This window comes from Paenibacillus sp. TY11 (assembly GCF_059772165.1).
Map to the genome: position 1 here is coordinate 107,978 of NZ_JCBAIQ010000012.1, position 22,991 is coordinate 130,968.

Sequence of the window (22,991 nt, forward strand, 5' to 3'; positions counted from 1 at the left end):
TTCATACACATTTACAGGATAAAGGGGGAGTATGATGTTAAGCTTGTCCATTGCTCTGTGTACCCGAAATCGGGTTGACGATCTGACCCGATGCATTAATTCAATTGCCATTGGGGGAGCACCGGAGGCATGTGAAACCGAGCTATGGATTATTGACGACGGAGAACTGCCGAAGCATGTGCTGGAACGTTATGAGCGTCAGTTGGGCAGAGCGGGAATTACCTACCGATATCATCGCAAGGAGCAGCCGGGGTTATGGTTATCACGTGTAAAGACGGCTGAGCTTGCGCAGGGTGACATCATTTTGTTCCTTGACGATGATGTTGAGCTGCCGAGCAACTATTTGACTGAGTTGATGCGTACCTATGAGGCTTACCCGCAGGCCGCTGGTGTCGGCGGCATTGCACAGGGAATGAGTAACAGCTTTATGGGGACTATTCGTTGCTTGCTGTCATTCCAGCAGTCTTTGTCCAAAGGAAGGCTGTCCCTCAGCGGTCAGTCCGGCTCGATGTACAACTGGCACAAGGCCAAGAAGACGTTTAGGACCCAGTTTTTCCATGGCTGTAATATGTCATTTCGTCGTGAGGCGATTCGCGGTCTGGAGCCGGTACCTTGGTTGCAAAGCTATAGCGTAGGGGAGGATTTGTTACTTTCGCGCATCGCAATGAAAAGCGGCCCATTATACATTAACCCGGCGCTTACGTTGCTTCATCACGAATCGCCGTCCTCACGCGACAATATGGAGCAGGTTACTTATATGCGGGTGATGAATCATATTCATCTACTGCGTGAAGAGGGATCTGGACCGATCGGTTATGCAGCACTATATTGGACGACGTTGTATCAGATTTTGAGAGAAAAGCCCAAGAAAAATCATACTGCCATTCAAGGCTATAGAAGAGCGCTGAAAGCGATCTTTTCAAGTCCGAAGGAGCCTGTTGGCGGAGGGCAGTTGCCTGAACGCAATTCCAAAAAAACGGTAGGCTGATGGAGGTGCGTCAAAAGACGCAATGCGAGCATAGAGACGAGAGGCTTAATAGGAACAGGAGTTGGACGTAACATGAGCACATGGACAGCAGCAAGGAAAGTATTCACGGGTGACAGTCTCGCCAAAACGATCATGCGCACGAGCTTTAACAATTTTTTTGTGCTAATCGTCACGACCCTGACTTCCATCCTGACCGCACGTATGCTCGGAGTAGAGGGGAAAGGAGAACTGGCGGCGGTTCTGTTCTGGCCTACGCTGATCGGCAGTGTGTTGAGCTTCGGCTTGCCAACGTCATTAATTTATAACCTCAAAAAGAAAACAGGTACGACGGAAGAACTGCTGGCGTTGTCGCTCTGGATTCAGTTGCCTGCCAGCTTGTTGGCGGGAGCAGTGGCTTGGATATGCATGCCGCTGTGGCTGAATGGTTATGGTGCGGACATCATCCAACTGTCCCAGCTTTATTGTGCAGCAGCGGTACCGCTGGCGGTGCTTACGGCGCTCACGACAGCATTGTCGCAAGGGCTGGATCGGTTTAGCGTATATAATGGCCTGCTGTTTTACTACCCGTTACTGAATTTCATCGGTCTGGTGACACTGTGGCTGATGGGCTTACTCAATGTGCAGCTGGCGGGGGCAGTGAATTTTGCCGCGAGTTTCCTTGCACTAGTGTGGGCGTTCCTCCGTTTGCGCAAGCATATGAATTTGCGCGCATTTCGCCCGTTGACCAGCGGCCAAGTGCTTCGCCCTTATTATAGCTATGGAGCGAGGGTCTACGGGATGGAGTTGATGGGGACGCTGTCCACACAAACGGACAAAATCGTCATTGTGGCGCTGCTGTCACCCAAAGCATTCGGTCTGTACTCTGTCGTCTACGCCTTGTCTCGTGTGTTCAATGTGGTGCAAAATGCCGTCACTAACGTAACCTTTCCAAAGGTGACGGGGATGGAGCACAGCAAGATTGTCGAAACGGTGGGCCGTGCTTTTCGCATCTCCATGGCTGCGATGCTAATCGTCATTGTGCCTGCTCTCTTCATTGGACGATACATGCTGGGTCTGCTGTACGGCCCCGCTTTTCTGGAAGCATCGCTAACGTTCTACCTGCTGTCACTGGAATGTATCATCGGTGGCGGATCATGGATTTTGGCTTCGGCCTTTAACGCGCTGGGGCGTCCGGGGCTTGTGCTCTTCCGGCAAATTGTAGCCTATGCGATCACCGTCGGTCTGTTTTTTATCTGTACACCGATCTTCGGTCTGGACGGCATTGCTATTGCTTTGCTTGTAGGCGCTTGTATACGGTTGGCGTTCTCACTGTTCTCGTTCCCGATGTTTTTCAATGTTCCGCTATCACGGATCATTTTTGATAAAAGTGATATTACATTTGTCATTCAGACTATACAAAAGAAGCGCAGGAAGGGAGAACTGAAAGATGCCGAATTTGCATCCCATGGCTAAACTGAAAAATAAGCTGAGCGTCATTCTCGACGTGGTCCCCCAAGGTTCGAATATTATTTATGTCGACTATCCCGTCTATAATAACGGTGGGGATGTACTCATCATGAAAGGCACCGAGGCGTTCTTCAAGGATAATGGAATCCGTGTTCGTGCCCGTTACAGTGCTATGGATATCCCCGATCAGCTTCAAATTCCGGGCGACTGGATTATCGTGTGCCACGGCGGCGGCAACTTCGGCGATCTATATTCTAATCACCAAAATTTGCGGGAACGCATCGTTCGGGATTTCCCTGACCACCGAATTGTAATCATGCCGCAGACGATCCACTTTCAGTCTGAACAGAAGGCCAATGAGGTCGCTGCCCTGTTTAATGCTCACCCGGATCTACATATGTTTGTGCGGGATACACGCTCTTATCAGTGGGCTAAGGACAAGCTGAATCAGTGCAGTATCACACTATGTCCTGATATGGCGCACCAGCTCTGGCCATTGAAGCCGACTACGGAAACAGTGAAGGATGTATTGTACTTCCTGCGCACGGATATTGAAACGGTGGGAGGGCAAAAGAAATTCGATGACGAGGCAGATGCCGCCCACCGTCTGGACTGGGACACTTTGTTCACTCCGCTGGAAGTGAAGGGGATCGTTTATTTCCAGAAGTTTTACCGTCTGGATAAGAAAATCGGCGGCCCGTTGCCTACGCGTACATTCTGGTACAAGTATACCGACCATCTCATGAACAAGGCGGTTACGCTGTTCAGTTCTTACCGCGAGGTTCGCACTTCACGGCTGCACGGTCACATTCTGGCCTGCCTGCTTGACATGCCGCATGTGGTCATTGACAATTCCTACGGCAAGAACTCGCAATATTATAATACCTGGACACAGCCGAATCCGAAGGCGAAGCTGTTCAGCGAAGCTCCAAATACGTTGGAGCAGCCCTCTTAATAGAAAGAAAATTATTGAGAGGCGGCTTCTAACGCACTAAAACATTCAAAACCTCCTGATCATTAATTGGTTTAGGAGGTTTTCTGTTTCGTTCTATGTAGAACAAAGATATGGTTTAATGTGATGAACAAATAAGGCAATGAATATTTAATGACATGATCTAAAAAAACAGTAGCGAAGAGGGCGGAATCGTTCTGAAGAAGCGTAGCGGCCTCTATTGCGCCAACCTTCCCTTCAAATGTCGCTTTATTTTGACAATTCATTTCATCAATAGATATAATTTATGGGATAAAACTTGCAGAAAACCGGGGAATTCCCCATTTTTTGCAGCACATCACATGGCAGTACATCACATGAAAGTATATTTATTTAAATGAATCGAGGCTGACGAATGAGCAATCAATCGATGGACATGCTTCTCACGAAGGATATCGTGCGTGAAGGGGAACCGATTTTGCGCACAAAGGTTGATCCGGTATGCCTGCCGCTGTCTGAAGAGGACCTTCAACAGATGCAATGGATGCTGGATTATCTGAAAAATAGCCAAAATGAAGAGCTGGCCACCCGCTATGATCTACGCCCGGGTGTGGGGCTATCCGCCAACCAGGTAGGGTTGAATAAAAGAATGTGCGCTATCTATTATGAGGATGGAGACAAAACGATAGAGTATGCGCTGTTTAATCCGAAGCTGGTCAGCCACTCTACATCCATGATTTATTTGGAACAGGGTGAAGGATGCTTGTCAGTGGATCGTTACATACCCGGATATGTTCCGCGTTATGAAAAAATTCGCATTAAGGCCAATTTGCCGGACGGAACTCAGGAACTACTGACCTTCAGAGGCTATGCAGCGATTGTAGTACAGCATGAAATGGACCATTTGGACGGTATTATGTTCTATGACCGTATCAACCCGGAAGATCCGCATAAGCTGCCGCAGGGAGTGCATATCGAACCTTTTGTACGTTAATTGTTCATGATCCGTAAAGTGTGGTGACTCCGTTCGCCACATTTTTTTAATTTGCAAAAAAATATAGATATAGATGTTGCGAAGCTTTAAACTGGAAACATGTAGGTAGTGATGGAGTATGGGATGGAGTATATGAAATATACATAAAAATGTAAGCGCTTATCTTATGGGGGGATGGCATGTATCGTGGCGTACGGCTTCTGATGAATAATATGCGTATGCGGAATAAGCTGCTGTTCTCCTACGTACTAATTGTCATGATTCCGGTGCTGGTGGTTGGCGGCTGCGTTACTTTTTATTTGCGAGAGCAGGCATTGAATAGTGCGATTGCCCAGACGGTAAATAATGTGGAAAAGATCAAGAGTCAGACGGCGAATTTACTACGAGTGCCAACGGATATTTCAAATGGGCTCATGTTCGATAAAAGGCTGAGGGATATGTCGAACCGACGTTATTCGGGTATGGTAGAGCTGATGAATGCGTATCATCAATACAAGGATTTTAATGAGTATGCCCAGCAATATAGAGAGATTGCTAGCATCCGGTTCTATTCGTACAATCCGACGCTCGTCAATAATCTGGAGTTTATTCCTGTGAACTCCAACATTGAGCAGCAGCCGTGGTTCCAGACGGCCTTGAAGGGGACGGCGATTAACTGGTTTTACATTCAGGATAAGGAGGATAACCCGATCAATCGCCTGAGTCTGGTACGGCAAATTCCATTTCCCGAATACAATACCAAGGGAGTTCTGATGATAGCGCTGAGTCAGACCGAGTTGAATCATATGTTGAGCAAGGAGCCGTTTGAAACACTGATTGCGGATCGTAACGGAATTGTGGTCGCAGCTACTCGTCCCCAGTCGGTGGGTCAGACGTTGACGGATTTACATTTGGGCTTTGATGTCCAGCGTGCGGGTAAGGGTATATATGAAGCAAAAATAAACGGAAAGCCCTCAAACATCATCGTAGATGAGCTGCTTCCAGCCTCTAGTGTGAGCGGATTTACGATTATTTCGGTGTTTTCGACAGAACATATCGTGCAGGGAGCAAACCGAATCAGCCTGATTGGTGCTTTGTGTGTTCTTGCAGTGCTGGTTATGGCGCTGATTCTGATTACCATCATTTCCTGGCTTATTACCAAACGGCTACAGCGGTTGAGCTATGAACTGGGTAAGGTAGCTGCGGGCGATTTTCATGTGGTATCGAGTGTGGAGGGAAGGGACGAGATCGGGGATTTATCCCGCCGTTTCAACTATATGGTGAGTAGTATCCGCCAGCTCATGGCGCAGGTCTATGAAACGAGTGAGCACAACAACAGGCTTGAATTGGCGCAAAAGGATATCAAGCTAAAAATGATGGCCAGCCAAATTAATCCGCATTTCCTGTTTAATGCGCTGGAGTCCATCCGAATGAAAGCACATCTGAACGGGGAAGCGGAGATTGCAACGACGGTGCGTTTGCTTGGCAGGCTGATGCGCAGGAATCTGGAGATTGGCAGTGGCAAAACGACGGTACTTCAGGAGCTGGATATGGTGCGATCCTATTTGCAAATTCAGCAGTTCAGGTTTGGAAATCGCTTGATCTATGAAGTGAACTTGGATGAAAGCGCGAAGGACATGTCGATTCCTCCCTTAATTATACAGCCGCTGGTGGAAAATGCAGTCATTCATGGCCTAGAAAATAAAGAAGAGCCAGTTACCGTGAAAGTGGATATTACGATAGAACCAAGAGAGCTGCAAATTAAAGTGGCGGATGATGGGATTGGCATGGAAGCGGAGCAACTGACCCGTCTGCTGGCTCGTATCACGGGTACGGATGAGCCGGAAGGGAGCAGTATTGGTCTGCGTAATGTTCACCAACGTCTAACGTTGATGTATGGTGAACGTTATGGTCTGCATATTGAAAGCGCATTACAGGCAGGAACAACCGTATACTTTTCCATACCAAGGGAGGAAGAGTCGAATGTATAAAGCAATGATTGTAGATGATGAGCCCGCGATTCGTGAAGGATTGTCCTCCATTATTGACTGGGGGGATTGTGGCTTCCGTATTGTAGATACGGCAGGGAACGGACGCGAGGCTTTGGAAAAATTCGGAGAGCATCGGCCGGAACTGGTCATTGTAGATATTCGTATGCCCGGGATGAGTGGACTGGAGGTCATACGAAGCATACGTGAAATGAACGGGGAGCCGTTTCATTTTCTCATATTAAGCGGATATGCAGACTTTGATTATGCACGGCAAGCCATGGGCTTCGGGGTGGATGGTTATCTATTGAAGCCAGTTGATGAGGAAGAAATGACGACAGAGCTGAAACGGGTACGGCAAAGCATTGAGGACGAAAAGGAAGACGGCAAATGGGGGAGTCCGCCTTCCTATGAGCGTGATTGGATCGAAGCACTACTGTTTCCGGTTCATGGAGAGCAGGCTCCTGATGATGTGGAACGCAGCAACTCTCTTCACAGAGCATCCAAGGAAGCTGAACATCAAAGCGGCGATGGAAAACACGGACAACAGCTGGCGTTACCAGCATTGGACTGGGGTAGCTATCAGGTCATTTTGCTGGATTTGCGTATACCCGACTGGGATCGGCAAGCCCGGCAGTCGGCATCAAAGCAGCGACTAACAGAAATGTGCCGTGAGCAGGGCAGAGGCATTGTGTTTGAAGCCGGAATATATACGGGCCTATTGCTTCCCGCCACGTTAAAAACGGAGGAAGATGCTGTTCAGCTACTGGCTTCTTGGCGACAGGAGCTACAGCCGTGGGTAACGGAAATCTATGTGGCTGCCGGTGATCCGGTAGACATTCTTAACGATATCGCCAGATCTTTTGAGCAGGCGCTACGATTATTGGAGCGTACGTTTTTGTTCCGGGCAGAAAGGGTAATGCTTCCCGGTGATCTACACGAATTGGAGACTGTTGATGCTGGAATGGATGCATTGAATGATAGAGCCGCGGATGATCCCATACGCTATGCAGAAAAGCTGTACTATGCACTGGATATGGCTAATGGTGAAGCTGCGACCCGTGTAATTAAGGAAATGGAAGCCCGATTTCCACGGGTTTATCGTACAGAATCTGCAATCAAGGCGGCGTTCGCTCAGACATTCACACTGGCGCTTAACAAGTATGCAGCTGGACAGGAGCACAGCCGAGCCGTGCTGGAGGAGCACTCCAGCTTGATAACCGATGTATATGCTTATTCCACATTGTGCGAGCTGGTGGATCACTCGCTGGAGCATGTGTTGAAATGGATTGGCCAGACTGATACTGGTGGCAAAGAGATCATCATGAAACAAATGATTGACTTTATACATAGTCATTATGATGGAAATTTGCGACTCGAGTTACTGGCAGATATGTTTAATTACAATAGTGGCTATTTGGGTAAACTGTTCAAAAGTTATACAGGCGAGGCCTTTAATGCCTACCTGGATAAGGTGAGGATTGAGCGAGCAAGGGAATTGCTTGCACAGGGAATTAAGGTGCATCAGGTGGCGGGACGCGTGGGGTATGCGAATGCAGATTATTTTCATAGTAAATTCAAAAAGTATGCTGGGATGTCGCCTTCCTCTTACCGTAATCGGGTTCAGAAGAACGGAGGAACAGATGGCAGTTGATAGATCCCCTTGGTTTAACGCTATGAAGTCTCTCTTGCAGATGTCGGAGGAACGTCCTCCGAACGAAGAGAGGCTTTTTTTGTATGGTAAAAAAATGGATAGATCAATCGAAAATATCACAGTTATTAAGAAATTTAGGCTGTTTTCATAAATTCGTCATCGTTATGACACACCTTTGACACGATGTTCACATTTTCGATTCTATTTTATTTAAATTTATTCTATATAATGGGGATATTCTGAAGCCGGATCATGAAAACAATGGTGAAGGTAGCTGAGTGAGTCATTCCCTAAAAAGTGACCGCTGCATATGTAAGAATGTGAATACTATCACAAATATAAAGAAGGCTTCAGACTATAAATCATTGTTAAGAGAAGTGCAGGGGGAGGAGCAACATCATGGACGTATTGGATTTGGCACGGTTGCAGTTTGCAACCACAACGATTCTTCACTTTGTTTATGTGCCGATCTCCATTGGATTGTCGTTGTTGGTGGCAATTATGGAGACTATGTATGTTATCAAGAAAAATGACTTGTACAAAAAAATGGCTCAATTCTGGGGAACGTTTCTGCTGATTAACTTTGCACTGGGCGTAGTCACCGGGATTTTGCAGGAATTCCAATTCGGGATGAACTGGTCGGACTTTTCTCGTTTTGTGGGTGATGTATTTGGTACGCCGCTGGCAATTGAAGCGCTGCTTGCATTTTTCCTGGAATCAACCTTTATCGGATTATGGGTATTCGGTTGGGAAAGATTGTCCAAAAGTGTCCATTTAATCTGCATGTGGTTGGTATCTATCGGTACGATGTTGTCGGCTTTGTGGATTCTGGCTGCCAATTCATTCATGCAGCGTCCAGTAGGATATGAGATTCAAAATGGGCGTGCAGAAATGAAAGATTTTGCCGCTCTGTTAACGAACGAACAACTGCTATGGGAATTTCCGCATACGTTGTTTGCTGCCTTTGCGACGGGGGCATTTCTCATCGCGGGTATTAGTGCATGGAAGCTGATGCACAAAAAGAATATGGACTTTTTTAAACCTTCTTTTAAATTAAGTATTATTGTTGCATTAATCAGCGCTATAGCTATTCCTTTGTTTGGTCATGGTCAGGCTCAATATTTGGTGAAAACACAGCCAATGAAGATGGCTGCCAGTGAAGGTTTGTGGGAAAACAGTGGTGACCCGGCTCCTTGGACGGTTATCGCATGGATTGATCCTGGAAACAAGGAAAATACCTTTGAGATTAAAGTTCCTTTTGCTTTGAGTTTTCTATCCTATAGTAAATTTTCCGGCTCTGTGCCTGGTATGAATGAGCTTCAGGCAGAATATGAAAAAACCTATGGTCCGGGCGATTATATCCCGCCAGTACGTACTACGTTCTGGAGCTTCCGCATTATGATTGCGGCGGGGTGCGCCATGATTGCACTTGCTTTATACGGAGCTTATTTGACTTTCCGTAAAAAGTTGGAGGGTTCGCATCGCTGGTTCTTCCGTCTCATGATATGGGGGATATCTCTTCCATTCATTGGGAATACTGCTGGTTGGATCATGACTGAAATAGGTCGCCAACCGTGGACTGTATTTGGTTTGCTTCAAACAAAAGATTCTGTTTCGCCTACTGTTGTGGCAGGAGAAGTGCTGTTCTCGTTCATCTCATTTACCACATTGTATTTAATTTTAACAGGTGTGCTGGCGTTTCTGTTTTTCCGTACGGCTCGCAAAGGTCCGGATATCGAGCCACATCAGCAAACGGTCATTCATGACCCATTTGCTCAAGGGGGTGACACCATTGTCGCTAAATGATTTATGGTTCTTATTAATCGCTGTATTGTTCACCGGCTTCTTTTTTCTGGAGGGCTTTGATTTTGGCGTGGGGATGGCTACAGGGTTGGTACCGCGTAATGACCAACAAAAACGTTTGATGATCAATACGATTGGTCCATTCTGGGATGCCAACGAAGTGTGGCTGATCACAGCAGCGGGTGCGATGTTTGCCGCTTTCCCGCATTTTTATGCGACCATGTTCAGCGGATATTATCTGGTATTTGTGTTTATTTTGCTAGGTTTGATCTTACGTGGAGTCTCCTTTGAGTTCCGTGGCAAGGCAGAAGGGAAATGGTGGACAGGAACGTGGGATGCTTGCATTCTGATTGGCAGCTTCCTGCCGCCGATGCTGTTCGGTATGGCCTTTGCGGCTTTGGTGAAAGGTGTACCGATTCAGCAAAACATGGATTTGAAAGCTGGATTTTCCGATGTGTTCAATGGATATACCGTATGGATTGGACTGACAGTGGTCGGAATGTGCCTGATGCACGGACTGACGTTTATTTCTCTGCGGACGATTGGAGAAGTAAGGGATCGTGCTCGTGTGATCGCGTCCAAATTTCTTCCGGTATTTGGGATTTTACTCGCTGGTATGGTGGTATGGACTTATTTTGCAACGGATTTATTTGCACGTCGCGGTCCTTTTATGTATGTTGCGGTTGCGGTGGGAATTGTCGCCTATGTGCTGACATGGTATTTCCTGAAGCAGCGCCGTGAAGGATGGGCCTTCGGGATGACAGGTGCAATGATTTTGCTGACCTTCGTTTCATTATTCGTCGGTTTGTTCCCAAGATTTATGGTGAGTTCGATCAACAGTGCTTTTGATTTGACGATATATAATGCAAGCTCCAGTCATTACACACTGAAAGCCATGACGATTGTTGCAGCAACGCTTTTACCCTTTGTGTTGGCTTATCAGGCGTGGAGCTATTTTGTGTTCCATAAGCGTCTCAGTGAGAAGGATCATTTGGAATACTAATGGATAAAGCATGGTTTGAATTAAAGGGCATTCGGCCAGTAATGCTGCTGCTGGCCGCCCTTTCCCTGCTCCAGGGGGCCGCTGTGATTGCACAAGCAATCTTCTTGGCAAAGGCTGTTACGATTTTATTTGAACAAAATCCGCTGGTGATGGCTTGGCCGTCGCTGGCGTTGTTTTTCGCGGCTTTTGCAACGAGGCATACGATGATCTGGCTGCAACGCCGGACAGCCGGCCGTTTTGCCGAAGCATCAGGCGCTTCCTTACGGGAGCGTCTGCTTGCACGTTTGTTCGAGCGGGGTCCGGGTTTTGCTGCGAAGGAAGGTAGCGGCAAGTTGGTAACGCTAGCTCTGGACGGGGTGGATCGTTTTCGCACGTATTTGGAACTGTCCATTCCTCGCATGATTGACATGATGGCTGTAACTTTACTTGTGCTTGTGTATGTTTTCACGTTAGATGTCATTTCAGGTGTGATTTTGACGACTACGATGCCGATCCTGGTGGGCTTCTTTATTTTGCTTGGCTTGGCGGCGCGGAAGCAGGCAGATAAGCAGTGGCGTTCCTATCGTCTGTTATCACATCATTTCACCGATTCATTGCGTGGACTACAGACACTAAGGTTTTTGGGGCGTAGCCGAGAGCATGGGGAAAGCGTTGGGAAGGTCAGCGACCAATACCGCACGGCAACGATGCGTACGCTGCGGGTGGCGTTTCTTTCCTCATTTGCCCTCGATTTTTTTAGTATGCTATCGGTCGCTTTTGTCGCGGTAGGCTTGGGTTTGCGCCTGATTAGTGGTTCGGTGGGTCTGGAGGCAGCACTTGCGGTGCTTATTCTGGCACCAGAATATTTTATGCCTATACGCCAGTTGGGATCAGACTATCATGCCTCACTGGATGGTAAGGAGGCTTGGGGAGCGATGCGTTCCATTCTCGGTACAGAGGATGAAGCGACCGAAGGAGAGCCACACATAAATTCTGCGGATACCCTCACGGGGAGTGGCAGTACGGTCAATGTTAAGGATGCGGATAACGGTAAAGGATTGGACATCACAGGACAAGATACCCTCGAGTTGTCCAATGTGTGCCTCCTTAATGAAGACGGTTCCGCGCGGCTTGAACATGTGTCTGCAAATGTTGAACCGCACATGAACATGATCGGCATCGTCGGAGCTAGCGGTGCAGGTAAAACGACGCTGCTTAGTCTGCTTGGCGGCTTTGCTGATCCTACTTCGGGCGAGCTGATCCTTAATGGATGCCGATTGGCTGGGGATGCTAAAGCTGAATGGCAGCGGCATATTGCCTATATTCCTCAGCATCCATACCTGTTTAGCGCTACTTTGGCAGATAATATCCGCTTTTATGAACCGGAGGCATCCAACCAGCGAGTAGAGTGGGCGATTGACGCGGTTGGACTGCGTGAACTGGTGGACGGTCTTCCGGGGGGATTGAATGAGCCTATTGGTGAAGCAGGTCGGACGCTGAGCGGAGGGCAGGCGCAGCGGATTGCATTGGCGCGGGCATTGCTCAGTAACCGTCCGGTCATTTTATTGGATGAGCCAACGGCACATCTGGATATTGAGACAGAATGGGAGCTAAAACAGACGATTTTGTCGGTTTTGAAACACAAGAGAATGTTTCTTGCCACCCATCGGCTCCATTGGATGCCGGATATGGACTGTGTCTGGATGATGAATCAAGGTCGTCTGGAAGAAGTAGGCTCCCACAAGCAATTGGTTGCCCATAAGGGGGAATATTACCGATTGTTGACGGGGATGTCGGAAGGAGGGAGCGGACGATATGAGAGCAACGGACAATAGCAGTCAAGGCTGGTTTGTGACTTATCTGAGACAATATTTTTGGGCCTTTCTGGCAGCTGCCCTTTTGGGCGCGCTGGCAATTGGATGTGCAGGCGCGTTGCTCTTTACGTCCGGTCATCTGATTACCCGTTCGGCCTTAAAACCGGAAAATATATTAATGGTGTACGTCCCAATTGTGCTTGTGCGAACGTTTGGCTTTAGTAAAGCGGTCATTCAGTACCTGGAACGCTTGGTAGGACATGATGCTGCGCTGCGCCTTGTGTCCCGTATGCGGGTACGCTTGTATCGGGCAGTGGAACCGCAAGCGCTGATGATCCGCAGCAAATTCCGTACAGGGGATCTGTTGGGATTGCTGGCGGAAGATATTGAGCAGCTTCAAAACATCTATTTGAAGCTAGTCCTGCCTGCGTTATCGGCGTTACTGATTTATGCAGTAGGCATCTCTGCGCTCGGATGGATGGATGGAACATTTGCTCTGCTAATGGCGCTATATGGCGGATTTTTGCTTTTTATCGCCCCAGCCATCTCGCTATGGACTTCGCTCGCCAAACGGCGAGCGTTCAAACAGGAACGGAGTAAAGCCTATCAGGAGCTGACTGATGCTTTGTTCGGCATGAGTGATCTGGTGCTGAGCGGACGGACTGGACATTTCCTGAGCACCTTTACACAGCGGCACAAAAAGGCTGCTGTGGTGGAAAATTCGCTTCGCCGGGCCGAGTGGCGCTCTCATTGGATCGCACAATGTGTTGTAGGCGGCGGAATTGTGATTATGACTGTGTGGGCCGGAGGGCTGGTAGCACAGGATCGTATTGAAGCAACATGGCTGGCATCCTTTGCACTTGTAGCTTTTCCGTTGTTGGATGCCTTCGTACGCGCTGGAGAAGCGGTGGTTCATGCACCGGAGTATCAGGATTCACTTCGTCGGTTAAAGGATTCAGAGAAAGATACACATACACCTGCGTCATCATCGCTTGCGGTTACTGTGGATGCAGGGCAACCAGCAGCAGGCGGCCCAGCAGACACTATAGAGGAACAGGCTGCCACTCAGGGATTTGGTCACGGAGGGGACCTGCTGCTGAACAGCGTAAGCTACCGCTATGCAGCAACGCAAGAATGGAGCGTGCGTGATATCTCCCTGCACGTACCGCAGGGGGGCAAGGTTGCATTGCTTGGCCGCAGTGGTGCAGGCAAGTCCACGCTGCTGAACCTGATTCAGGGAGCATTGCAGCCAGATGAAGGTAGCGTCACTGTCGCAGGGATACCCGTATATACAGGTGGAGCTTACTCCAGTCTGTTTGCAGTGTTAAACCAGCAACCGTATTTGTTCGATACGACGGTAGCGAACAATATTCGGTTAGGACGACCCGATGCTACGCTGGAAGAGGTTCGTGCGGTAACGGAACAGGTGGGACTTGGAACCCTGATTGATTCATTACCGGAGGGCTACGATACCCGAATGCAGGAAACGGGCCTTCGCTTTTCAGGCGGAGAAAGACAACGAATTGCGCTGGCGCGGATTTTGCTGCAAAATCACCCGATTGTTTTGCTGGATGAGCCAACAGTAGGGCTTGATCCGCTGACGGAGCATGAACTTATGCAGACGATGTTTCGTGTGCTGGAGGGCAAAACGCTCATCTGGATCACACATCATCTGACGGGAATGGAGCACATGGACGAGGTGATCTTTATGGAACAGGGTACCATTTCCATGCGAGGCAGTCATGAACAGCTGTGGCAGGAGCAGCCCCGATACCGCAACCTGTATGAGCTGGATCATCCGAGTCTGTGAAATAGGAATAGATTGACCTAAGCAAACTTATAGCCCTCAACACATTTTGTGCTGGGGGCTATTGCTGTGTCTTGCTCATTTCAATGCTATAAATAATTCAATCTCATTGTCTGAACTTTCTGGATTATATTTCTCACCCCAAATCTCAAAATCATAATCCTTCGGTTCATTTCCGGTATCTTCAATCCATTGGCCATATATGTAGTCATACGAATTATTAAGCTCCGATTCAAGCCCCTTATGTGTGAAAGTTACATACTTACTTTCATTTACAGTATGACTTATCATATTTAATGGAACCTCACCTAATTTACTTATTTCATAACAGATTATATTTGTAAACTTATCTACCTGAGGATTAAAATCAGGCTTCATGGGATAAATTTGCATTAAAATTATATTCTCATTTTTCCTGTCCCGAATTTCATCTTTTCTTTCAATTAATGAATGATAGATGCTCTTGCCAAGACCAGACTCAAATTCATTAATATTTGCTTCGATTCTGTAACCTGCAACATGAAAAAGAGGTAATGTTATTACTTTAGTTTCCATAAAGTCTCCTCCATCCAATAAGTTTGTCAAGTTTGATTATAACGAAACCCCAAACCATAACCCTGTTTATAACTGGGGTAGACTGCTTAAAGCTTGTGGGACAGTGTGAAGCAACCATAATATCTTTATTTTTAGTCATATTCCAATATAGCATCGATTTTGTTTGAAATCAGCAAAAAAGTTTATGCTTTGAAGGCATAGAGACCCCCTATATATCTAATTTTGAACTGATTTTTCCCCTAATTCGTCGGGTACCCGCTTCCGAGCCAGCAAAGTATGATAATAGTATCTAGAGATGAGGAGGAGCTTGTTATGGAATCTTCAACTGAAACCGCTTCCAACAATGGTGCTGTGATTCCTGAATCCAACCGGGGAAGACCGCGCAAGGCTCGCGGCCCGAAGCCTGAACGTGGTAGAAAAGGCTTGTGGGACAGTGTGAAGCAGCAAAAGTATCTTTATTTTATGTCCATTCCTTTCGTCATATGGGTGTTTGTTTTCAGCTATCTTCCGCTCTGGGGCTGGACGATGGCGTTTCAAAATTATAAGCCAGCCAAATCTTTTTCGGACCAGAAATGGGTAGGGCTGAATAACTTTATTGAGCTATTTCAGGATGAACGATTTTATCTGGTATTACGCAATACGCTAGCGATGAGCCTGATGGGGATTGTATTTGGTTTTGTTGTACCAATCTTCTTTGCAATTCTGTTAAATGAGCTGCGTGGTATGCTGTTCAAACGGTTTGTGCAGACAATATCCTACCTCCCGCATTTTGTATCCTGGGTAGTTGTGGCCGGTTTGGTCACCAAGATGCTGTCCATTGACGGAGGCATTGTCAACGATTTATTAGTAGCGCTTCATATTGTGGATGAACCAATTCAGTTCATGGCAAAGGGGAGCTGGTTCTGGTACATTGTAACCGCTTCCGACATATGGAAAGAGACAGGTTGGAATACGATTATTTATTTAGCTGCCATCACCGGAATTGATCAAGAACAGTATGAAGCATCGCGCGTGGATGGAGCGAGCCGCTGGAGACAGATGTGGCATATTACACTTCCGGGTATCCGCTCGACGATTGCCGTTCTGTTCATTATGGCGATTGGACATTTGGTGAGCAACGGTTTTGAAAAGCAGTTCTTGCTTGGCAATAGTCTCGTGACGGATTATTCCGAGGTGCTGGATCTGTATGCGCTGAATTACGGGATTAATTTGGGTCGCTTCTCTTATGGGACGGCAATTGGTATTTTCAACTCAGTAGTCAGCATTCTACTGTTGTTTACAGCGAACGGTATATTCAAAAAACTGACCAAAGAAAGCATCATGTAGGGAGGGAGAGGCGAAATGACGAATAAGGCATTTAATGCTACCCGGTCTGAAAAGCTGTTTGACCTGTTCAACTATATCCTCATGGCTCTGATCGTGGTGTTGACGCTGTACCCGTTTCTGAACGTACTTGCGATTTCCCTGAACAATTCAACGGACACGGTTCGCGGCGGTATTTATATATGGCCCCGCCAATTTACGCTCGAAAATTACAAAACGATTTTCCAGTACGATGGCCTTCTTCAGGGGCTGCAAATATCTATTCTTCGTACTTTGGTCGGGACGGTACTCGGATTGATCTGCGCGTCTATGCTTGCTTTTACATTGAGTCGGGTCGAGTTTCGCGCTCGTAAGTTTATTTCTACGTTTTTGGCGTTGACGATGTATTTTTCCGGCGGGATGGTGCCCGTTTTTATTTTGATGCGTGATCTGCATCTGCTGGGTTCGTTTTGGGTGTACATTTTTCCAGGCTTAATTAGCGCATTTAACGTGTTTGTTATTCGTTCCTTTATGGACGGTTTGCCGTATGCGTTGCAGGAGTCTGCCAAACTCGATGGGGCGAATGATTTTACGATTTACTGGAGGATTATTTTGCCGCTGTGCAAACCAGTATTGGCAACGATTGCTCTTTTTCTGGCAGTAGGTCAGTGGAATGCTTGGTTTGATACGTATTTGTATAATGGTGGGGCGCCGCAATGGACGACGCTGCAGTATGAGCTGATGAAGATACTGCAAAGTACGCAGCAAGGCGGCTCCAGTATGACGAATAGTAACGATATGGCTAAGCAAATGGCTCAAATTTCACCAGAGTCGATAAAAATGGCAATTACAATTACGGTTACACTTCCCATTCTGATGGTATATCCGTTCCTGCAAAAGTATTTTGTAGGCGGTATGACGCTGGGGGCAGTGAAATCATAAAAGCCGGGATTCCGGTAGTGAAATAGCAGTTATTTGCAGGAGAAGTCATCATAGGAATATAGGAGGATTTATACATGAAAAAACACTGGTCCAGATTTGCACTGATTCCCTTGCTCGCGGTGTCACTTACCGCACTCGCAGGTTGTGGAGGAAGCGAAAAAGCAGCGAAGGAAGGCACATCCAGCGGCACAGACCCGATTACGTTTAGCTTCTTCGGAGCAGATACAAGCCCGCAATGGAATGGAATGAAGGATGAAATAGGCAAGGAAATCACCAAGAAAACAGGTGTAACCTTGAATGCGGAATTTGATGTCAGCGGTGGAGGTGGAGATGACCGAATTGCTTTGATGGCAGCAAGTGGAGAATACCCGGACCTGGTTTCCCCTAAAGCGAATATTAACAAGCTTGTGGATGCGGGGGCCGTGATTGATCTGACAGATCTGATCAACGATCACGCACCGAATCTCAAAAAGCTATACGGACCCTATATGGATCGGTTGAAGTACAGCAATAAGGATCAATCCATCTATGTCATTCCTACGTATGCAGGTGTGGGACAGGAGAGTTTTGACGCGACGGGAGGATTTGAAATTCAGCATAAGGTGCTCAAGGAGTTAGGTTATCCAAAGGTAAGAACGCTACAGGATTATGAAAACGTACTCAAAACCTATGCAGCCAAGCATCCGACGATCAATGGCAAAAAAACGATCCCACTCACGCTGGATGCAGACGACTGGAGAATTATGATTACCGTAACAAATCCGGCCTTCCAGACGACTGGAGCGCCGGATGATGGTGAATATTTTATTGATCCCAAAACATTTGAAGCCCAACTTCATTACAAACGTCCGGAAGAAAAGGAATATTTCCGTTGGTTGAACCACATGTACAATGAAGGACTGCTCGATAAAGATTCGTTTGTGCAGAAAAGTGATCAATACAAATCCAAAATTGCCAGTGGTCGTGTTCTTGGTCTGATCGACCAGGAGTGGGGTTATCAGGATGCCGAAAATGCGTTAAAAGCGTCAGGTAAATCCGAAGCCAGCTACGCGCATTTTCCAGTTACACTTTCGAAGGAATACAAGGATCGTTCCTTTCAGGATACGGGCTTCACGTCCGGTTATGGAGTAGGTATTACAGAAAATTGCAAGGACCCGGTGCGGGCTATTAAATTCCTTGATTATTTAGCTTCCGATGAAGGACAGGTGCTAGTGAACTGGGGGATCGAAGGCAAGCATTATGAGATCAAAGACGGCAAACGCATCATTCCGGCAAATATACTGGAGCAAAAAACGAACAACGCCACCAGCTTCAACAAAACAAGCGGAATGGATCTGTACACGTTGATCAGCGGACACTATGGTGATGGTGTGAAGGACCCTACGGGTAACTACTATACTGCCAAATTCCCGGAGCAAATTATCGCGGCTTATTCGGAGCCGGAGAAAGAATCACTTAAAGCGTATGGCGTAAAAACGTGGAAGGAGCTGTTCCCGGACAAGGAAGAATTTGATGTAAAGCCTTGGGGCGCAGCCTATAACCTGACAACAGACAATGAATCCAACTATAACGTTACGTTCAAAAAAACGACGGATATTATCCGCAAGCGTATACCGGAGGCTATTTTGGCGCCAGCCTCCAATTTTGACACAGTGTACGACAACATGCTGAAAGAACTGGATGCCGCCGGCGCTGTACAAATGGAACAGCAATACACGCAACTGGTGAAGGACAGAGTGGAGTTATGGAGTGGGAAGGCTTCTAAATAACGAGTCAACTTAACTAAACTTTGAAATGCCGAAATGACAGAGCGCTTGTCCTAGAGAGTTTAATACAGGATCGGCGCTCTGTTTGATCTCAAAGGGGAGGGTTTGACGTGACGAAAGGCGAAAAGCCGCAGTCCCTGCGGTTATGGTATCGCCAACCTGCTGAGGTATGGGAGGAAGCATTGCCAGTTGGCAATGGAAGGCTGGGAGCTATGGTATTTGGCGGAATCAGGGAGGAGCATTTGCAATTAAACGAGGACACGCTCTGGTCCGGATTTCCCAGAGATGGCGTTCAGTATGATGTATTGCGATATTTGCAACCCGTCAGAAAGCTGATTGCAGATGGAAAATATAAGGAAGCGGAACACCTGATTAATACGAACATGTTGGGTCGCGATACGGAAGCCTATCAGCCTTTGGGGGATTTGTGGATTACGCAGGAGGGCCTTGGGGAAATTGCGCATTATGAACGGGAACTGGATTTACTGACCGGAACGGCAGCAGTCACTTTTCATAGTGATGGCATCCGCTACACCCGTGAAGTCATCGCCAGTGCGCCAGATGGAATCATTATGGTGTCGCTGACTGCGAATAAGGTCGGGAAGATCCATGCATCTGTGCGCATCACTACACCCCATCCTTGTGAAGACGAGGTTGGGGAGGATGCACATTTTGGTGATTCATCCAAATGGGATAGCGATAAAGATGATGATCCATCCGATGAACCGTCCAGGGACTTTATTACGTTGACCGGAAGAGCGCCCAGTCATGTGGAATCCAATTATCACGGCGATCATCCGCAGTCTGTCGTTTACGAAAATGATTTGGGGATGGCTTTTGCAGTTCAGGCGAGGGTTATTCCCGAGGGAGGAACCTTGACGGCGGGAGCTGACGGAGCATTGATCATAGCGGGCGCGGATAAAATCACGGTGTATTTGGCAGCAGCTACCGGATTTCGGGGATTCCACGCTATGCCGAATAGTGATGCAACGGAGTCAGTAGAAGCATGCCAAGTCACTTTGGACAGCGCGATTTTGCTGGGAAGTGAGCAGGTTCGACAACGCCATGAACAGGATCACCGTAAGCTGTTTGACCGGGTTGCATTAGAGCTGGGAGATGACACTCTAACCGAAGTGTCAATTCTGCCGACCGATCTGCGATTGGAACGTTATCAGAAAGGTCAGGCGGACCCTGGGCTGGAAGTGCTGTTATTTCAGTATGGACGCTATTTGCTCATGGGCAGTTCGCGTCCAGGCAGTCAGCCCTCCAATCTTCAGGGCATCTGGAATAACCGTGTGCAGCCACCGTGGAACAGTAATTATACAACCAATATTAATACACAGATGAACTATTGGCCGGCAGAGGTGTGCAATCTTGGCGAGTGCCATGAACCATTGCTGCACATGATTGGGGAAGTCGGTCATACGGGACGCAGAGTCGCTTCCATCAATTATGGTGCTCAAGGGTGGACAGCTCATCACAATGTAGATGTGTGGAGATACGCCGGGCCGTCAGGCGGCCATGCCAGTTGGGCTTTTTGGCCACTTGGGGGTGTATGGCTGACTGCCCACCTATGGGAGCGTTATCTGTTTACCCAGGATACAGCCTATTTGGCAGAACAAGCTTACCCGCTTATGAAGGGTGCGGCGGCCTTTTGCATGGATTGGCTCGTGGAAGGCCCAGATGGTTGGCTCGTGACGTCCCCATCCACATCACCTGAAAATAAATTCAAAACGCTGGACGGCGAAGATTGCAGTATATCTATGGGCTCCACCATGGACATGACGCTGATTCGGGAGCTATTGAGTAACTGCATTCAGGCTGCGGACCTGCTGGAATTAGACAATGAGTTCCGCAACCGCTGCGAGGAGACACGGAAACGATTAATGCCCTATCAAATCGGTCGTCACGGCCAGTTACAGGAATGGTTTGTCGATTTTGAGGAAGCGGAGCCTGGGCATCGACATGTCTCGCATCTATATGGGTTGTACCCCGGTCGACAAATTCATATTCGTGATACCCCGGAGTTGGCTGAGGCAGCCCGCATATCGCTGCGTCGACGGCTCGATCACGGTGGTGGGCATACCGGGTGGAGCTGTGCCTGGTTGATTAACCTGTACGCTCGGCTGGAAGATGGCGATGCCGCGCATCGGTATGTTCGCACGTTGCTGTCGCGATCGACCTACCCTAATTTATTCGACGCTCACCCGCCTTTTCAGATCGACGGTAATTTTGGTGCAACGGCGGGGATCGCAGAAATGCTGCTCCAAAGCCGTCCAGGGGAGCTGACGTTACTGCCTGCCCTGCCTTCGGCATGGTCGGAGGGACGGGTCAGCGGATTGAAGGGGCATGGTGGGGTGACGGTCGGCATGGAATGGTCCGGTTCCCGGCTCGTCCGTGCTGAACTTACCGCATCCGTCCCGACGGGAAGCTGCACGATTCGCAGTGCACATCCGTTTAGCGCAGATGCTCGTCAGGCTCAGCCTGATCCCAAGCACGGAGGGTTTATTTTGTCATGGATTTTTACCAAAGAGCAGGCAATAACGAACGGACATACGATTATAATTGAAGGAGAGGAAGAGACGATATGACCATTTTTCAATTTCCGCAGGACTTTATGTGGGGCACCGCAACGGCAGCCTATCAAATCGAGGGGGCTTATGAGGAGGATGGGAGAGGTTTGTCTATCTGGGATACCTTTGCCCATACGCCTGGCAAAGTGTTCAACGGTGATAACGGCAATGTAGCTTGTGACAGCTATCATCGCTACGAGGAAGATATTCGCTTAATGAAAGAGCTGGGCATTCGTACATATCGTTTTTCGGTGTCCTGGCCGCGTATATTCCCCAATGGTGACGATGAAGTCAATCAAGAAGGGCTGGACTATTATCATCGCGTAGTTGATTTGTTGAACGAAAACGGGATTGAACCGTTTTGTACACTGTATCACTGGGATCTACCTCAGGTGCTCCAGGATGCCGGAGGATGGGAAAATCGTCGCACGATTCAGGCATTTGTCCAGTTTGCGGAGACAATGTTCCGCGAGTTCCACGGTAAAATACATCATTGGCTAACATTCAATGAACCGTGGTGCATCGCCTTTTTATCCAATATGCTGGGAGTTCATGCCCCGGGTCTGACGAATCTCCAGACAGCCATTGATGTAGGACATCATCTGCTAGTTGCGCATGGTCTTTCTGTACGCCGTTTCCGCGAGCTCGGTACCAGCGGCCAGATCGGTATCGCCCCCAATGTCTCCTGGGCTGTGCCTTACAGCACTTCTGAGGAAGATAAAGCCGCTTGTGCGCGCACCATTTCCCTGCACAGTGACTGGTTTCTCCAGCCTATTTATCAAGGTTCGTATCCTCAGTTTTTAGTAGACTGGTTTGCGGAGCAGGGAGCCACCGTACCCATTCAAGATGGGGATATGGATATGATCGGTGAGCCTATTGATATGATCGGTATTAATTACTATAGTATGTCGGTTAATCGCTTCAATCCTGAAGCCGGGTTTCTTCAATCTGAAGAAATCAATATGGGACTACCCGTAACGGATATCGGCTGGCCGGTGGAGTCGCGTGGGCTGTATGAGGTACTGCATTATTTGCAAAAATACGGTAACCTCGATATTTACATCACAGAGAATGGGGCATGTATCAACGATGAAATCGTGAATGGCAAGGTTCAGGATGACCGTCGTATTTCGTACATGCAGCAGCATTTGGTGCAGGTACACCGGGCTATTCATGACGGCCTTCATGTCAAAGGATATATGGCTTGGTCACTTATGGACAATTTTGAGTGGGCAGAGGGATATAATATGAGATTTGGCATGATTTATGTCGATTTTCGCACACTGGTCCGCACCCCCAAGGAAAGTTACTATTGGTATCGAAATGTAGTAAGTAATAACTGGTTGGAGACCAGACGTTAAACGAAGAGATGTTTTGAAAAAGAAGCAGATTTAGTCCTGTCGCTGCTCCCTTTTGTTTGAATAGGAGGCCCTCCGGGGTAATAATAGCTAAGATAAATTACAGGTT

Annotated in this window: 16 protein-coding genes; 15 read left to right on the top strand and 1 reads right to left on the bottom strand. The window is 47.8% G+C overall.

Annotation, left to right across the window (positions count from 1 at the left end; translation table 11 throughout):
- Positions 1–34 precede the first annotated feature (34 nt).
- From AC6EJC_RS15380 to cydC, 10 genes are all read left to right on the top strand, one after another.
- Complete coding sequence (locus tag AC6EJC_RS15380; protein ID WP_444954813.1) at positions 35–988, top strand: glycosyltransferase family 2 protein; 954 nt, start codon at positions 35–37, stop codon at positions 986–988.
- 72 nt (positions 989–1,060) lie between these two features.
- On the top strand, positions 1,061–2,440 hold the full coding sequence (locus AC6EJC_RS15385; protein ID WP_444954727.1) for a lipopolysaccharide biosynthesis protein: 1,380 nt from the start codon (positions 1,061–1,063) through the stop codon (positions 2,438–2,440).
- A complete protein-coding gene (locus AC6EJC_RS15390; protein ID WP_444954728.1) occupies positions 2,415–3,389 on the top strand; it encodes a polysaccharide pyruvyl transferase family protein in 975 nt (324 codons plus the stop codon). Before AC6EJC_RS15385 ends, AC6EJC_RS15390 begins: the two co-directional genes overlap by 26 nt.
- Positions 3,390–3,780: 391 nt before the next feature.
- Entirely contained in the window at positions 3,781–4,359 is a 579-nt protein-coding gene (gene def / locus AC6EJC_RS15395; protein ID WP_444954729.1) for a peptide deformylase, read from the top strand.
- A gap of 179 nt (positions 4,360–4,538) precedes the next feature.
- On the top strand, positions 4,539–6,329 hold the full coding sequence (locus AC6EJC_RS15400) for a cache domain-containing sensor histidine kinase (RefSeq protein ID WP_444954730.1): 1,791 nt from the start codon (positions 4,539–4,541) through the stop codon (positions 6,327–6,329).
- Positions 6,322–7,980: a response regulator gene (locus AC6EJC_RS15405; protein ID WP_444954731.1), complete on the top strand. Its 1,659-nt coding sequence runs from the start codon at positions 6,322–6,324 to the stop codon at positions 7,978–7,980. Before AC6EJC_RS15400 ends, AC6EJC_RS15405 begins: the two co-directional genes overlap by 8 nt.
- Before the next feature lie 399 nt (positions 7,981–8,379).
- Entirely contained in the window at positions 8,380–9,786 is a 1,407-nt protein-coding gene (locus AC6EJC_RS15410) for a cytochrome ubiquinol oxidase subunit I (RefSeq protein WP_444954732.1), read from the top strand.
- Positions 9,773–10,786, top strand: coding sequence for a cytochrome d ubiquinol oxidase subunit II (gene cydB, locus AC6EJC_RS15415; protein WP_444954733.1), 1,014 nt, complete (start codon positions 9,773–9,775; stop codon positions 10,784–10,786). Before AC6EJC_RS15410 ends, cydB begins: the two co-directional genes overlap by 14 nt.
- The gene (cydD, locus tag AC6EJC_RS15420; RefSeq protein WP_444954734.1) at positions 10,786–12,600 is read left to right on the top strand and encodes a thiol reductant ABC exporter subunit CydD; all 1,815 of its coding nucleotides are present in this window, start codon (positions 10,786–10,788) and stop codon (positions 12,598–12,600) included. Before cydB ends, cydD begins: the two co-directional genes overlap by 1 nt.
- Complete coding sequence (cydC, locus tag AC6EJC_RS15425; RefSeq protein WP_444954735.1) at positions 12,581–14,389, top strand: thiol reductant ABC exporter subunit CydC; 1,809 nt, start codon at positions 12,581–12,583, stop codon at positions 14,387–14,389. Before cydD ends, cydC begins: the two co-directional genes overlap by 20 nt.
- A gap of 75 nt (positions 14,390–14,464) precedes the next feature.
- Here cydC and AC6EJC_RS15430 read toward each other — a convergent pair whose 3' ends face one another.
- Positions 14,465–14,941 (bottom strand): GyrI-like domain-containing protein, encoded by a 477-nt coding sequence (locus tag AC6EJC_RS15430; protein ID WP_444954736.1) that lies wholly within the window; start codon positions 14,939–14,941, stop codon positions 14,465–14,467.
- Between the two features lie 312 nt (positions 14,942–15,253).
- Here AC6EJC_RS15430 and AC6EJC_RS15435 point away from each other — a divergent pair, with 312 nt between their 5' ends.
- From AC6EJC_RS15435 to AC6EJC_RS15455, 5 genes are all read left to right on the top strand, one after another.
- A complete protein-coding gene (locus tag AC6EJC_RS15435; RefSeq protein WP_444954737.1) occupies positions 15,254–16,267 on the top strand; it encodes an ABC transporter permease in 1,014 nt (337 codons plus the stop codon).
- Positions 16,268–16,282: 15 nt separating this feature from the next.
- Positions 16,283–17,185 (top strand): carbohydrate ABC transporter permease, encoded by a 903-nt coding sequence (locus AC6EJC_RS15440; protein ID WP_023990333.1) that lies wholly within the window; start codon positions 16,283–16,285, stop codon positions 17,183–17,185.
- Positions 17,186–17,259: 74 nt separating this feature from the next.
- Entirely contained in the window at positions 17,260–18,954 is a 1,695-nt protein-coding gene (locus tag AC6EJC_RS15445) for an ABC transporter substrate-binding protein (RefSeq protein ID WP_444954738.1), read from the top strand.
- Positions 18,955–19,061: 107 nt separating this feature from the next.
- Complete coding sequence (locus tag AC6EJC_RS15450) at positions 19,062–21,542, top strand: glycoside hydrolase family 95 protein (RefSeq protein ID WP_444954739.1); 2,481 nt, start codon at positions 19,062–19,064, stop codon at positions 21,540–21,542.
- Positions 21,539–22,885, top strand: a complete 1,347-nt coding sequence (locus AC6EJC_RS15455; protein ID WP_444954740.1) for a GH1 family beta-glucosidase — start codon at positions 21,539–21,541, stop codon at positions 22,883–22,885. The genes AC6EJC_RS15450 and AC6EJC_RS15455 overlap by 4 nt, the downstream gene beginning before the upstream one ends.
- The last annotated feature ends 106 nt before the right edge of the window (positions 22,886–22,991 follow it).